This is a genomic window from Clostridium sp. AF50-3, from assembly GCF_003477445.1.
GTDB classification, from domain to species: domain Bacteria; phylum Bacillota; class Clostridia; order Lachnospirales; family Lachnospiraceae; genus Otoolea; species Otoolea fessa.
In genome coordinates this window covers 290649-304579 of sequence record NZ_QUDH01000001.1, presented here as the reverse complement: position 1 = coordinate 304579, position 13931 = coordinate 290649, and the positions used below count along the sequence as shown (strand labels likewise).

12 protein-coding genes and 1 pseudogene are annotated in these 13931 nt (G+C 52.4%); all 13 read right to left on the bottom strand.

The window, feature by feature from the left end; genetic code table 11:
- Nucleotides 1-30: 30 nt before the first annotated feature.
- On the bottom strand, nt 31-924 hold the full coding sequence (rsgA, locus tag DW085_RS01355) for a ribosome small subunit-dependent GTPase A (RefSeq protein WP_106999960.1): 894 nt from the start codon (nt 922-924) through the stop codon (nt 31-33).
- A 25-nt stretch (nt 925-949) separates the two neighbouring features.
- A complete protein-coding gene (locus tag DW085_RS01350; RefSeq protein ID WP_347474945.1) occupies nt 950-2545 on the bottom strand; it encodes a PASTA domain-containing protein in 1596 nt (531 codons plus the stop codon).
- Nucleotides 2458-3018, bottom strand: a complete 561-nt coding sequence (locus DW085_RS20340; protein ID WP_347474944.1) for a protein kinase — start codon at nt 3016-3018, stop codon at nt 2458-2460. Before DW085_RS20340 ends, DW085_RS01350 begins: the two co-directional genes overlap by 88 nt.
- The gene (locus DW085_RS20335; protein ID WP_347474943.1) at nt 2973-3194 is read right to left on the bottom strand and encodes a hypothetical protein; all 222 of its coding nucleotides are present in this window, start codon (nt 3192-3194) and stop codon (nt 2973-2975) included. The genes DW085_RS20340 and DW085_RS20335 overlap by 46 nt, the downstream gene beginning before the upstream one ends.
- Nucleotides 3191-3937 carry a Stp1/IreP family PP2C-type Ser/Thr phosphatase gene (locus DW085_RS01345; RefSeq protein ID WP_118482172.1) on the bottom strand — a complete coding sequence of 249 codons (747 nt, stop codon included), beginning with the start codon at nt 3935-3937 and terminating at the stop codon, nt 3191-3193. The genes DW085_RS20335 and DW085_RS01345 overlap by 4 nt, the downstream gene beginning before the upstream one ends.
- A complete protein-coding gene (gene rlmN / locus DW085_RS01340; protein WP_022358690.1) occupies nt 3934-4998 on the bottom strand; it encodes a 23S rRNA (adenine(2503)-C(2))-methyltransferase RlmN in 1065 nt (354 codons plus the stop codon). Before rlmN ends, DW085_RS01345 begins: the two co-directional genes overlap by 4 nt.
- 71 nt (nt 4999-5069) lie before the next feature.
- Nucleotides 5070-6401, bottom strand: coding sequence for a 16S rRNA (cytosine(967)-C(5))-methyltransferase RsmB (gene rsmB / locus DW085_RS01335; RefSeq protein ID WP_118490822.1), 1332 nt, complete (start codon nt 6399-6401; stop codon nt 5070-5072).
- Nucleotides 6394-7103: pseudogene (locus tag DW085_RS01330) on the bottom strand (zinc metallopeptidase). The gene rsmB and the pseudogene DW085_RS01330 overlap by 8 nt, the downstream one beginning before the upstream one ends.
- 66 nt (nt 7104-7169) lie before the next feature.
- Entirely contained in the window at nt 7170-8114 is a 945-nt protein-coding gene (fmt, locus tag DW085_RS01325; protein WP_106999965.1) for a methionyl-tRNA formyltransferase, read from the bottom strand.
- 49 nt (nt 8115-8163) lie between these two features.
- Entirely contained in the window at nt 8164-8637 is a 474-nt protein-coding gene (def, locus tag DW085_RS01320) for a peptide deformylase (protein WP_022358693.1), read from the bottom strand.
- 18 nt (nt 8638-8655) lie between these two features.
- Nucleotides 8656-10872: a primosomal protein N' gene (priA, locus tag DW085_RS01315; RefSeq protein WP_118490820.1), complete on the bottom strand. Its 2217-nt coding sequence runs from the start codon at nt 10870-10872 to the stop codon at nt 8656-8658.
- Between the two features lie 161 nt (nt 10873-11033).
- A complete protein-coding gene (murF, locus tag DW085_RS01310; protein ID WP_117795534.1) occupies nt 11034-12443 on the bottom strand; it encodes a UDP-N-acetylmuramoyl-tripeptide--D-alanyl-D-alanine ligase in 1410 nt (469 codons plus the stop codon).
- Nucleotides 12444-12461: 18 nt separating this feature from the next.
- Nucleotides 12462-13925 (bottom strand): UDP-N-acetylmuramoyl-L-alanyl-D-glutamate--2,6-diaminopimelate ligase, encoded by a 1464-nt coding sequence (locus DW085_RS01305; protein ID WP_118490818.1) that lies wholly within the window; start codon nt 13923-13925, stop codon nt 12462-12464.
- Between the last annotated feature and the right edge of the window lie 6 nt (nt 13926-13931).

Below are 13931 nucleotides of genomic sequence, written 5' to 3'. Positions count from 1 at the left end.
TTCTTTCCTCCCATTTTTTGTATAATATCCTCAACGGCTGCTTCTGCCGTATTTCTTTTTCTCTTTTAATTCCTGATACATCAAACGGTAATTGTCATACCGGCTCTGCCCGATCTTATGCTCCTGCACCGCCGTCTTGACGCCGCATTCGCGCTCGCCAATGTGGACACAGCCTAAGAAACGGCATTCATCCTCATATGCCTCAAATTCCGGGAAAAAGTCCTTGAGCGCCTCCGGCTCCAAATCCTCGATATAGAGAGAACTGAATCCCGGCGTATCCATCATATAGGTGCTCTCTTCCACGAAAAACAGTTCTGAATGGCGCGTCGTATGTTTGCCCCGGCGGATCTTCTCACTGATACCGCCCGTTTCCATCTGTGCCTCCGGCTGGATAAAGTTCGTGATCGACGATTTTCCGACACCCGAAGGTCCTGCTAAGACCGTTGTTTTCCCAATGATCAACCGATGAAACTCCTCCAGCCCTGATTTTTCGTAGGTGCTGATAAAATGCACCGGATAGCCCGCCGGTTCATAGATCGCACGCAGCTTCTCCTGCTCGGCTGCATCAACCAGATCGATCTTGTTGAAACAGATGCTGACCGGAACTTCCTGCCGTTCCATCATGACGAGGAAGCGGTCGAGAAGGTTTAAATTTGGCATCGGATCGGTGATGGCAAAAACCACCACCGCCTGATCAACATTTGAAACCGCCGGGCGGATCAGACGGTTTTTACGAGGAAGGATCTCATCGAGATTGCCTGTCGCCTTCTCCTCATCGAGAACACTGATCTCCACGTCATCGCCTACCAGCGGCTTGATGCCGCGATTTCGGAAAATTCCCTTTGCACGGCATTCATATACCTTTCCAATACCGTCGTGTACATAATAGAAACCGCCGATCCCTTTAATTATCTTTCCCTGCATACCTGTACCTTACAACTACCTCTTATTAATTATCTGAAACTTCCACAAATTCAAGCTGATACGTTTTTAGAACCCGATCGTTCGTCAGATCGAGGATCTGCAGCTCACCTGTCTGCACACCGTCCGCTCCCTCGATATTATAATGAATCGGAAGCGTGATATCGCCGCCGATCTCCCTCGGTTCCATGACCGTCTTAGTCACAGTATTGCCGGCAATCGTCTGCTTCATCACAATACTGACGCGGATATGCGTATCTCCGGAACTTGGTCCAAACAGTTCACTCATCTGGAATTCATCGTTGATCGCCGCCACATAGCGGGTTCCTTTTCCCAGACTGACTGTATAGCCAATGGCACTTCCCTCCGGTGTATCTGTTTTCTCCAGGACATCCTGACTGATGATCTTGCCCTTTGCCACTTCTGAACTCTTCGCTTCCTTGCGCTCGCCAAGCCCTAATCCGACCGCTTCCAGAACAACTTTTGCATTTTCCTCTGAAAGCCCTGTAATCCTCGGCATCGGTACCGTCGGTACGTTCGGACCTGTGCTGACATACAGCGTCACCGTACCGCCTGGATCCACGCTGGACGGGCTGTACCGGATCACTATACCGGAGGCAACCGTATCGCTGCTCTCTTTCTGCACTACTACGGTCAGTTTATTTTCTTCTGCCAGAAGCGTCTCTGCATCCTCGCCGGACATCTCTTCCAGTCCAAGTTTCGTCAAATCTATTGCCTCATTGCCTTCTCCGATCGTGACGATAACTTCCGTCTGTTTCGAGACAACCGTGCCGCTGGCAATACTCTGACCGATGACCTTCCCCTTTTCAGAGGTTTCCGACTTTTCATATTCATAACGGATTTTCAACGACTGCTTTTCCAATGCTGTCTTCGCCTCATCCTCCGTCATGCCGTCCAGAGGCGGAACCCTGCACTCCGTTGATTCCAGACTCTCGCTCTCAGACGCCTCCGAAGAAGCTTCAACGGTCGTCTTCGGATGCTTCTGACTACCAGATCCCAGATTAAAGATGCCTGTCAACTTCGCAGCAATGACAATCACAACCACCACAATCAATACGGCTGCACCGATTCCAATCATCGTAAGCAGGCGCTCCATCTGCGGATTGACATCCTCGCTGTCTTCTTCTATACGGCGTCCCTTCCGTCTACGGTCTGGGCGCCTTGAGGTTTCTTCCTCATAGACATCCGTCTCTTCTTCCTGCCAACCTTCTATCTCGTTCTCCGACGGTTCCGGCTCTTTCCAGACTACCTCACCACGTTCATTTTCTGTCGGAACCGGTCCGGTCTTTTCACTCACTGCCGGATGTTCCATCGTCTGTTCCAGATTTCGATTTCTCTGTGCCTCCATCTGGCGGTTCAGTTCCTCTGCCCCGCGCACGACTGTCGGGGAATTTTCATCAAATTCCGGTTCTTTTTTCAGGAAATCATCGTTTGGATCCACCAGCGCATGGCGCAGATCCGCGATCAGCTCATACGCATTCTGGTAACGGCGTTCCGGCTTTTTTTTGGTACATTTTAAAATAATGCGGTCCAGGCTTGCCGACACCTCCGGGTTGATGCGGCTCGGCGGCTGCACCGGTTCTTCCAAATGCGCCAGTGCCACTGAAACCGGGTTATCCCCGTCAAACGGAAGTTTCCTGTTAGCATCTCATACATCGTGATTCCCAGTGAATACAGATCGCTTCGTCCGTCGCTATAATTTCCTTTTGCCTGCTCCGGCGAGATATAATGCACGGAACCGACCGCATTGACCCCGATCGTCTGGGACGATACAGCTCTGGCAATACCGAAATCCGCCACCTTCACCTTGCCGTCACGCGAGATAATCATATTCTGCGGTTTGATGTCCCGGTGCACAATATGCTGGTCATGTGCCGCTGCCAGCCCCTGCGCTACCTGGATGGCAATTCCAATCGTTTCTTTAACGCCCAGATGACCTTTCTTGAGAATGTAGCTTTTCAGCGTGATTCCCTCGATGAGTTCCATGACGATATAATGAAGACTGCCCTCATCCACAACGTCATAAACACTCACAATATTTGGATGGGAAAGCCCTGCCGCCGCCTGCGCCTCCATCTTGAATTTGCTGACGAAATTCGCATCCTGCTGTACTCATCCTTTAAAACCTTGATCGCCACCAGACGGTTCAGAGTGTGGCATTTTGCCTGATACACCTCTGACATGCCGCCCGTACCAATCAGTGAGAGGATCTCATAGCGATCCTGCAGATAGGTTCCCGGTTTCAGCATCATGATTCTCTCACCTCCTTGATCTGCGGGTCAATCAATATGACCGCGATATTATCTTTCCCGCCGTTCTGGTTTGCGAGCGCCGTGAGCGCCCTTGCCTTGGTGTCCAGGGTTCCCGGCAGAAGCACCATCCGGTAAATTGCTGAATTATCCACCATATTGGTTAACCCGTCCGAACACAGCAGTACGTAATCGCCCGGGTTCAGTGAAACCTCAAAGAAATCCGGCTCCACATGCCCACCGATCCCGACTGCGCGGGTAATGATATTTTTCTTCGTCTCATATTCCCGGCTGCCGCGGCTCATCTGTCCCAGCGAGACCATCGCCTCCACGTAGGAATGATCCCGGGTAATCTGATGAATGCCGGAGCGCTCAATCCGGTAGAGACGGCTGTCCCCCACGTTTGCCACATAGAGTGTATTTCCCTGAATTGAAGCCGCTACCAGCGTTGTTCCCATGCCGGCAAGCTCCTCGCGCTCACAGGAAAGGGTATAAAGTTCCTGATTGACTGCCTCGATCCCCTTTCGAAGCGCCGCGACCGGCTCATTCTCACCACTCTCTTTGATATATTCCGGCATATGCTCGATCAGATAGCGCGAAGCAAAATCTCCCGCCTGATGACCGCCCATTCCGTCCGCCACGACAAACAGGTTGGAAAGTTCTCCCACCGGCTCCGTGCTGGCAAACTGAGCATCCTGATTGACCTTACGCGTTTTTCCGATATCCGTCAGTGCGTATGCTTTCATTTGACTGCCGCACCTTCTTTCTCCTGCTCTTTATCCATATAGCTCTTCCGGAGCTGTCCGCAGGCACCGTCTATGTCGCGCCCCATCTCGCGCCGGATTGTCACATTGATTCCCTTGGATTCCAGACATCCCTTAAATGCTTCGATCGCTTTCCGTCCCGACTGTACATAAGAGCGCTCCTTGATCGGATTGACCGGAATCAGATTCACATGCCCGTGCTGATCCTGAATCAGCGCCGCCAGCTCGCGCGCCTCGTCCAGATTGTCGTTGACTCCCTGCACCAGGCTGTACTCAAACGTCATGCGGCGTCCCGTTTTTTCAAAATAGTAATGACAGGCCGCCAATACATCCTTTAACGCATATGTACGCGCGATCGGCATCAGGCTCTTCCGCACCTCGTCATTCGGCGCATGCAGAGAAAGTGCCAGCGTGATGGTCAGTCCCTGATCTGCCAGCTCCCGGATCTTCGGAACCAGCCCACAGGTGGAAACCGTCACATTCCGCTGACTGATATGCAGTCCGCCTTCCTCCGTCAAAAGATGGATAAAGCGGATCAGGTTATCGTAATTGTCCAGCGGTTCACCCGATCCCATCACAACCACGTTGGAAACGCGTTCGCCTGTATCGCGCTGAATCTGATAAATCTGGTCCAGCATCTCCGACGGGCGCAGGTTCCGTTCCAGGCCGTCCAGGGTCGAAGCACAGAAACGGCAGCCCATCCGACACCCCACCTGCGAGGAAATACAAACGGAATTTCCATGCTTATAACGCATCAGGACACTCTCGATGACATTGCCGTCCGCGAGGCGGAACAGGTACTTGCGGGTTCCATCGATCTGCGAAATCTGCACCCGTACCTTTTCCAGCGATACATACTCGCACGCGTCCTGCAGCTTCTGCCGGAGTACCTTGGAAAGGTTTGTCATATCGTCAAAGGAAGATGCCAGTTTTTCATGCATCCACTGATAGATCTGGGCGGTCCGGAATGGTTTTTCACCCAGACTCACCAAAAAGGCACGCAGTTCCTCCTGCGTCATTGATTTTATATCCTGCTTTTCCATATCGGACTGCCTCCCTCTCTCCTATATGCACTCTCGGAGTCTTTCCTGTATTCATACGCTGTTCCGTCCAGTTATCCTTTTCTTTTCATCACAGAGATGAAAAATCCATCACACGGATGAACGCCCGGATAGAGCTGGATGTATCCCTCTTTCAGGCTGTCTTCCTGAAAATCAATCCCCAGACGACCACTGATATCAACCGGCTCAAATGGATATTCGTTTAAAAACCATGCCCGGTTTTCATCATTTTCCAGACGGTTGACCGTGCAGGTGCTGTAAACCAGCACTCCACCCGGCTTCACGTACTGCCAGACCACCGACAGCATCTGCCGCTGCAATGCAGCCAGGTCCCGGATTCCGTCCATTGAAGCGTTGTATTTGATATCCGGCTTGCGTCCGATAATGCCAAGTCCTGAACACGGCAGATCGGCAATGACCACATCCGCTTTCTGCTCCATCGAAGCATCGAATTCACACGCATTCCAGGCGCAGGCAGAGACGTTTGTACAGCCGCTGCGGGCAATATTCTCCTTGATCAAAGATACCTTGTAATCACTCACATCCCGGATCTCAACCTGTCCAGTTCCGTGCAGCAGATCCGCCGCATGAAGCCCTTTTCCACCCGGTGCCCCACAGACATCGAGTACAAAATCACCCTCTTTAATACCCGCCGCATCACCTGCCAGCGACGAACTCAGGTCCTGAATCCGGATTAGTCCTTCGCGGAACGCATCCAGACTCTCTGGATAGTCCACTCCCGTCAGACGGTAAACGCCGCTTCCCGTCGCTGTCTCCTCTGCCGTCACGCCCTGGGCGGACAGGGAGGCAAGAATCTCTTCTTTCCCTGCACGGCTCTCGGCAAACCGCACCATAAACGGACGTTTCTCCAGACCAGCCTGTGCCATCCTGTGCGTCGTCTCTGCCCCATAGTTTTCCTCCCAGAGAGATAAAATCCAGTCCGGCATTGAATACCGCACTGAATCATCCGGGAAGGTCAGTTTGCCTTTTCCACGCACCACAGAACGCAACACACCATTTACAAAGCCGGAAAGTCCGGAAAATCCGCGTTTTTTCGCAAGGCGCACCGCCTCATTGCACGCCGCCGAATCCGGTACACGGTCCATATAATAAATCTGGTACACGCTCATCCGCAGAAGTGTGCGGATAAACGGTTTCATCTTATGAACTTTTGTTTTGGAATATGCGTTGATAATATAATCAATCTGGATTTTATACTCCACCGTCCCGTCCACAATCCGTTTTAAAAACGAGCGGTCTGATTTCTCCAGATACTGATATTTAGAAAGAGCCTGAAAAAGGGCCAGATGTGTATACTGTCCCTTTTCCAGAATCTCAGTCAAAATTTCTGCCGCTATTTCACGCAGCGCAGTTCCATCAGTCATCGCGTCGTCCTCCAAATAATATAATCAGACGCAGAAGCTGTAAAATCGAACCAGCCGCCGCTGCCACATACGTCAGTGCCGCCGCACCAAGCACCTGTTTGGTATATCCAACTTCTTCCCCGCGAAGAATCCCTGTTGAATCAAGCAGACGTACCGCACGCGCGGATGCATTGAACTCAACCGGAAGCGTCACCAGCTGGAACAGCACCGACAAGGAAAATAAAAGAATTCCAAGTGAAACGATCGGAGATCCCATGCCGCCGATCAGGACACCAATCAGGATCATAGGCAGGAAAGCTGTGCGCCGATGTTGACCACCGGCACCATTGAACCGCGCAGGCGCAGCGGAACATACTCAGATGCATCCTGCATCGCATGTCCGCACTCATGCGCCGCAACACCGATCGCCGCGACCGAAGTAGAACCATATACACTCTCAGATAAATTCACGGTCTTGGTCCGCGGATCATAGTGGTCGGTCAGACTGCCTGCCACCTGGCGGATCTGGACATCATAGATGCCCTGTGAATTTAAAAGCTGTCTCGCCGCCTCGGCTCCCGTCATGCCAGTCATGCTCCGGACTCTTGAAAACCGCGCGTAGGTGCTTTTTACCTTCGCAGATGCCCCTAATGACAGAAATATACCAATTAATACCAGAATCATCGTCGGATCAAACATACTGTAATATCCATATCCGTACATATCACTCCAACTCCTTTCAAACGCCTGGCTGCCTGTAGCAGTTCAGTTCCTGCTGAAGCATTCATTTTATCCGAGCTTTACTCCCGTTTCCACCGGATATCCGCGTAAAAATGCCGCCGTATCCATCCGCTTCTTGCCTTCCAGCTGAAGTTCCCGGATCGTGAGAAGCCCTTTGCCGGTCTGGACAGAGAATGCATCTTTACCGACACGTACCACCTGTCCGAATGTCTCCGGTGACGGTCTTCCCGCCGCATCTTCCTCGACATCCGCCGACCAGATTTTCAGGGTTTTTCCTTCAAATTTTGTATAAGCGCTCGGCCATGGATTTAAGCCGCGGATCAGGCGCTCAATCACTGCCGCATCCATCGACCAGTCGATCTGCCCCATCGACTTATCGAGCATTGTCACATGGGTTGCCTCTGCCTCATCTTGTTTAACCGGATGCAGGATTCCTGCCTCCGCTTTCTCAAGTGTGGAGAGAATCAGCTTTCCTCCCGCAAGGCTCAAGCGGTCAAACAGGCTGCCGCCTGTCTCTTTCGGATCCAGGCGTACTTCCACGGTATCCAGGATATCTCCGGTGTCCAGACCGACATCCATCTGCATCGTCGTCACACCGCTGACCTCATCGCCATTGATGACCGCCCACTGGATCGGGGCTGCCCCACGGTATTTTGGCAGAAGCGACGCATGGATGTTGATACAGCCGTATTTCGGCAGGTTCAGAATCCGCTCCGGCAGAATCTGGCCAAATGCAATCACGACGATCACGTCCGGCTGAATCTTCGTCAATTCCTCAAAAAATGCCTCATCCTTGCGGACACGCACCGGCTGATACACCGGGATTCCATATTCCAGCGCTTTTTCCTTGACAGGCGGCATTGCCATCGCCTTGCCGCGTCCCTTCGGCTTATCTGGCTGTGTCACCACCGCCGCTACTTCATGCCGGCTCTGATAGAGCGCTTCCAGTGTCGGAACTGCAAAATCCGGTGTTCCCATAAATACGATCTTCATATCTGCCTGTCACCCCACTCTTGTTTCTCTCTCATTCTGCCAATGTGCTTTATTCTTCCTCTGCCGCTACATCCTCTAACGGACCTTCTACCAACTCCACATACAGATGTCCGTGCAGATGATCGCACTCATGGCAAATCGCACGTGCCAGGAAATCATCTGCTTCCAGGACAAACTCTTCCATTTTTTCGTTCAGCGCGCGTACCTTTACATGGCTCGGACGGGTTACCAGACCAGCCTTGCCCGGAACGCTTAAGCAGCCTTCCTGACCAGTCTGGCTGCCGGACATTTCCTCGATGACCGGATTGATCAGGACATACTGGTTGCCGTCCTCCACGTCGATTACTACGATCTGTTTGCGGATACCGACCTGCGGTGCTGCCAGACCCACGCCGCCGGCTGAATACATCGTGTCAAACATATCCTCTATCAGTTCAAGTGTGTGATCGGTTACCTCCGTCACTGCCTTACACTCTTTTTTCAGTACCTCATCGCCAATAGTTCTAATTGATCGGATTGCCATTTTATACACTCTTCCTCTCTATGATATATCGTATTGAATCTGGACCGCCTGCCATTTTGTATCTGCGGCAGCCAGGGTTTCAATCTGACCCCTGATTTGATCCAGTATAGCACATTTTTCACACTTTATATATAAAATTTTTCTGTAGATGTCATTAACTTTGTATACCGGTGCCGGAACCGGACCGATACACTCGGCACTTTCGCGCAGCCGCCGCGCCGCCATTTCCGCACATTCATCCAGCACCGCCTCATCGCCGCAGGCAAAATAAACCGCAGCCATCTGGCAGACTGGGGGATAATGAAGCAGCCTCCGGTAATTGATCTCATGGCTGTAAAACAGCTCATAATTCTGCGCCGCTGCCGCCTGCACGGCATAGTGTTCCGGCCGGTATGTCTGGATGACCACATCGCCGGGTTTCCCGGCGCGTCCCGCTCTGCCAGCCGCCTGCGTCAGAAGCTGGAACGTCCGCTCCGCGCTGCGGTAATCCGGCGTATTTAAGGAAAGATCCGCCGCCAGAATTCCGACCAGCGTCACTCCTGGAAAATCATGCCCTTTTACAATCATCTGCGTGCCGATCAGGATATCTGCCTCACGATTTGCAAATGCCTCCAGAATCGCTTCATGTCCGCCTTTTTTTGCCGTTGTATCCGCATCCATCCGCAGGATCCTCGCATCCGGAAACCGAATTTTCGTAAATTCTTCCATCTTCTGCGTTCCGGCCCCAAACCCGGCAATATACGGTGATCCGCAGGACGGACACTGCTTCATCAGTGGAATCGTATAGCCGCAGTAATGACAGACCAGACGGTTCTTCCCGTGTAGTGTCAGGGAAACATCACAATGCGGACAGGTCACCGCCTTTCCGCAGGAACGACAGGAAACAAAATTGGAATAGCCGCGCCGGTTCATAAAAAGCATCGCCTGCTCGCCACGTGCGAGTCTCTCTGTCAACATTGCATCCAATGACCGGCTGAACACCGATTTATTGCCTGCCTGCATCTCCGCACGCATATCAGCGATCTGTACCTTCGGCAGGATACTTCCCGCCACTGCCCGGTGATGCAGGGGCAGAAGCACATATTCACCATTCTGAGCCCGCAGATACGATTCCAGAGAAGGAGTCGCTGAGCCCAAGACCAGCGAAGCCCCGGAAAGCCGGGCGCGCTCCGCCGCTACCTCCCTTGCATGATAGCGCGGCATCGTCTCGCTCTTATAGGCGCCCTCATGTTCCTCGTCGATCAGAATCAGTCCCAGATTGGAAAATGGGGCAAACAGCGCCGACCGCGGTCCGATCATCACGGAAACCTCGCCCCGCGCCGCCCGTTCCCACTGATCATAGCGTTCTCCCGCAGAGAGACGGGAATTCAGAATCGCGATCTGATCGCCAAATCGCCGGTAAAACCGCATCACCGTCTGATATGTCAGCGAAATTTCCGGGATCAGCAGAATCACCTGCTTTCCATCTCGCAGGACACGCGCCATCAGCTCCATGTAGACTTCGGTCTTTCCACTTCCCGTAACGCCGTGAATCAGATACGTTTCACGTTTCCCCGTCTCATAATCCTCACAGAAACGGTCAACCGCCGCCTGCTGCTCTTCATTGAGATGCACGGTCTGTCCGGCTGGACGCGGCAGTTTTGCATGGTTTAACCCGCGTTCCTCACGGGAAACTTTCACTGAAAGCTGTCCCTGTTCCTCCATCGGGCGGATCGCCGCCAGGGTCAGGTCAAGCTCCCGTCGGGCAAATTCCATCGGAATATCCAGATTGTCCCGGAATGCCTCAAGGAGCCTCACCCGCGCCTTATAATGCCGCTTCTGTGCCGCCAGGATTGCCGCTTCCAGCTCTTCCTGGTTTAAAAGACAATGCAGCGTCTTTTTCTCGCGCGGTTTTATCTTTTCCTTGACGGGAAGTACGGTTTTGAGCGTCTGGTTCATCGTCGCGCCATAACGTTCCCGCATCCACCACGCCAGACGGATAAGCTGAGATTGCACCGACATACTGCCCGGTGCGATCCCAGCTATCTCCTTGATGCGGGATGGGTCATACTCCGCCGTATTTCCCATTCCCACCACATATCCAGTCCGAAGTGAATTACCCTTTCCAAACGGTACCGTCACGCACGTTCCCGCCGTAATCTCCTCCGCCAGATGCGTCGGAATCCGGTACTGAAACGGGCGATCCACCTTCTCATGGGATATATCTATAATAATATCCGCGTATTGATACGCCATGATTCCTTCTCTTTCTATTTCTAATTCAAGTCGAACGTCCGTGAGACTTGGCGCGTGATTCTGGTCAGCGAAGCTGACATATTCTTTACAGAATCACTATGCATCCTCGCGGAGCGTTTATCTCAGTCGGAGAATGGACTCCCACTGAGACAAACTTGCTATTACTTACCACCTGAAGAGGTGGGAGTCTTCTCGACTGAGATAAACCTCGCTGCCGTCTCCCCCAGCTTCATACTGTTGGAACCCTTGAACAGGACTGCATCTCCCTCACCGATCTGTGCATCCAGCCAGTCAAGCATATCTTCTTTTTCGTCCTCTTCAAACGAAACGACATGCAGATCCGGTTTGACTTTCTTTGCTCCCTCGGCGATCGCCTGCGCCAATTCGCCATATACAACCAGGATATCGACCGGTTTTTCCGCCAGAAACGCACCAACTTCACGGTGGAACTGAATCGTATTCTCTCCCAGTTCCTTCATATCTGCCAGAACCGCAATTCTGCGTCCTGCCGGCAGGGAAGAAAGCACACCTATCGCCGCTTTCATCGAATCCGGGCTTGCATTGTAGGTATCGTCCACGATCGTATAACCATTTTTATGATAAATCTGCTGACGGTTCTTGAACCCGCCAAATTCAAGCAGCTTTTCCGCTGCATCGGCAAGCGGCACACCGTAGGCATCCGCAACCGCCAGGGCAGCCAGCGCATTCATGACATTGTGCTCGCCCATAACAGTCAGCTTCACCGGGACGCGCACCTCGCCGTGTACCATCGTAAAGGACGGAAATCCATCCGGATATGAAAGATCCTCGGCGCGGTAGTCGTTATCTGCTCCAAGTCCATAACGGACGGTATGGCAGCCTGCTTTTGCATGCACGGTGGAAAGCATATCATTATCTCCATTTACAAACAGGATTCCGCCTGCCTTCATACCGTCCTGGATATGCAGCTTTTCTTTTAAGATATTCTCGCGAGAGCCCAGATTCTCAATATGCGTCACACCGATATTCGTCATGACTGCCGAATCCACCGCCGCAATCTCCGCGATCACCGCCATCTCGCCCGGCTCACTCATTCCCAGTTCCAGCACGCCGATCTCATCATTCTCAGAAATCTCCGAGATCGTGAGCGGCACACCGATCTGGCTGTTGTGGTTTGCCGGTGTCTTGAATGTCTTATATTTCGCTGAAAGCGCCGCCGCCACCATTTCGCGCGTCGTCGTCTTTCCCACGCTGCCGGTGATACCAACTAACGGGATAGAAAGGCGTGCCCGCAGGCAGCGCCCGATCGTCTGCAATGCCAGTTTCGTATCTTTCACCTGGATCAGCGCGCCGTGAAAGCCCTCCGGTGCCGCCTCATGCTCCGAAGTCAGTGCGGCTGCCGCCCCATTGTCCATCGCCTGAACCAGGAAACGATGCGCGTCTGATTTCTCCCCGATCAGCGGAACAAACAGATCCGCCCCGCGCATACTCCGGGAATCAATGCTGATGTGTTTTAACTCTGTATCTGCATCTCCGCAGAGCAGTGTTCCCGACACTGCTTCCACGATATGTCTGACTGTAATATGGTCCATATTTTGCCTCCAAATTGATTACATATGCAGCTTCTTCACCGTCTCCTGCACTACTTCCCGATCAAGAAAATGATAGCGCACGCCCTCGATCTCCTGATAATCCTCATGCCCTTTTCCGATGATCGCGATGATATCGCCATCTTCCGCATGGGACAAGCTGTACTCAATCGCTTCGCGGCGATCCGGGATTTCAACGTATTTGCCGTCGGTTTTTGCAAGTCCGACCTTGATATCTGCCAGAATATCTTCCACTTTCTCAAAGCGGGAATTATCCGCCGTGATGATCGACAGATCTGCCAGCTTTCCGCCAATCTCTCCCATCGAGTACCGGCGATCCCGCGCCCGGTTGCCGCCGCATCCGAAGACGCAGACGAGACGCTTCGGCTTGTAGTCGCGCAGCGTCAGAAGAAGACTTTCCATGCTGACCGCATTGTGGGCGTAGTCAACGATCACGGTGCACTTTGCTGATTTATATACAATCTCCATCCGTCCATCGACCTGGATATGTTCCAGCGCATGGCAGACTTTCTCCTTCGGCAGGTCAAAGAAGCTGCACACGCCCGCTGCCGCCAGCGCATTGTCCACGTTAAATTTGCCCGGAATGCCAACGCGCAGATCGCTCTCATATCGTCCATGCGTCTGAAATTCGATGCCCACGAAATCATGTTCACGCACATAGCGAATGTCATCCGCTGTAAAATCAGCCGCCTGTTCCAATGAAAAGGTCAGGATCTTTGCTGTCGCCCCTTCTACGATCGCATCAAAGTGCGGATCATCGCGGTTGACGAGCGCAGTCCGGCAGTTTTTCAAAAGCTGCTTTTTATAGTAAAGATATTCTTCAAAACTTGCATGTTCATTCGGACCAATATGATCATTGGAAATATTCAGGAAAATTCCATAATCAAAGAAAAGTCCGTCTACCCGGTGCATCAGGTAGCTTTGGGAAGAAACCTCCATCACGACGTAACGGCAGCCCTCTTCCACCATTCTTGCAAAATATTCTTGCAAAATATAAGATTCCGGCGTCGTATTCTTGGTCGGATAATGATTCTCACCGATCACAGCGCCGTTCGTTCCGATGAGACCCGTCTTCTGTCCGGCTGCCTCCAGAATCGCCTTAATCATATAAGTAGTAGTCGTCTTTCCCTTCGTGCCGGTCACACCGATCGCCGTCATCTTCCGCGCCGGATAATCAAAACGTGCCGCCGAAAGAAGCGATAGCGCGTTCCGTCCATTCTCCACTTGAATGACCGTCACGTTCTCAGGCGCCTCAACCGGATGCTCGACCACCAGAACCGGCGCGCCCTTTTCAACCACATCCGGGATAAAGGTGTGCGAATCGACGTTTGCCCCGCGCATACACACAAACACCGTCCCCGGCGCCGCCTTTCTTGAATCGTAGACCACCTCGTCAACCTCCGTCTCCAGGCTGCCCTGCAATAATGTATACGGCAATTCTTTCAGCCAGCTTTTAAGCTTCATAGGATA

Coding starts and splice junctions, on each gene's coding strand:
- DW085_RS01305 (WP_118490818.1), bottom strand. CDS start 13,925: ATGAAGCTTAAAAGCTGGCTGAAAGAATTGCCGTATACATTATTGCAG.
- fmt (WP_106999965.1), bottom strand. CDS start 8,114: ATGAAGATCGTATTTATGGGAACACCGGATTTTGCAGTTCCGACACTG.
- DW085_RS20335 (WP_347474943.1), bottom strand. CDS start 3,194: ATGATGCTGAAACCGGGAACCTATCTGCAGGATCGCTATGAGATCCTC.
- rsgA (WP_106999960.1), bottom strand. CDS start 924: ATGCAGGGAAAGATAATTAAAGGGATCGGCGGTTTCTATTATGTACAC.
- rlmN (WP_022358690.1), bottom strand. CDS start 4,998: ATGGAAAAGCAGGATATAAAATCAATGACGCAGGAGGAACTGCGTGCC.
- priA (WP_118490820.1), bottom strand. CDS start 10,872: ATGGCGTATCAATACGCGGATATTATTATAGATATATCCCATGAGAAG.
- murF (WP_117795534.1), bottom strand. CDS start 12,443: ATGGACCATATTACAGTCAGACATATCGTGGAAGCAGTGTCGGGAACA.
- DW085_RS01345 (WP_118482172.1), bottom strand. CDS start 3,937: ATGAAAGCATACGCACTGACGGATATCGGAAAAACGCGTAAGGTCAAT.
- rsmB (WP_118490822.1), bottom strand. CDS start 6,401: ATGACTGATGGAACTGCGCTGCGTGAAATAGCGGCAGAAATTTTGACT.
- DW085_RS20340 (WP_347474944.1), bottom strand. CDS start 3,018: ATGGAGGCGCAGGCGGCGGCAGGGCTTTCCCATCCAAATATTGTGAGT.
- def (WP_022358693.1), bottom strand. CDS start 8,637: ATGGCAATCCGATCAATTAGAACTATTGGCGATGAGGTACTGAAAAAA.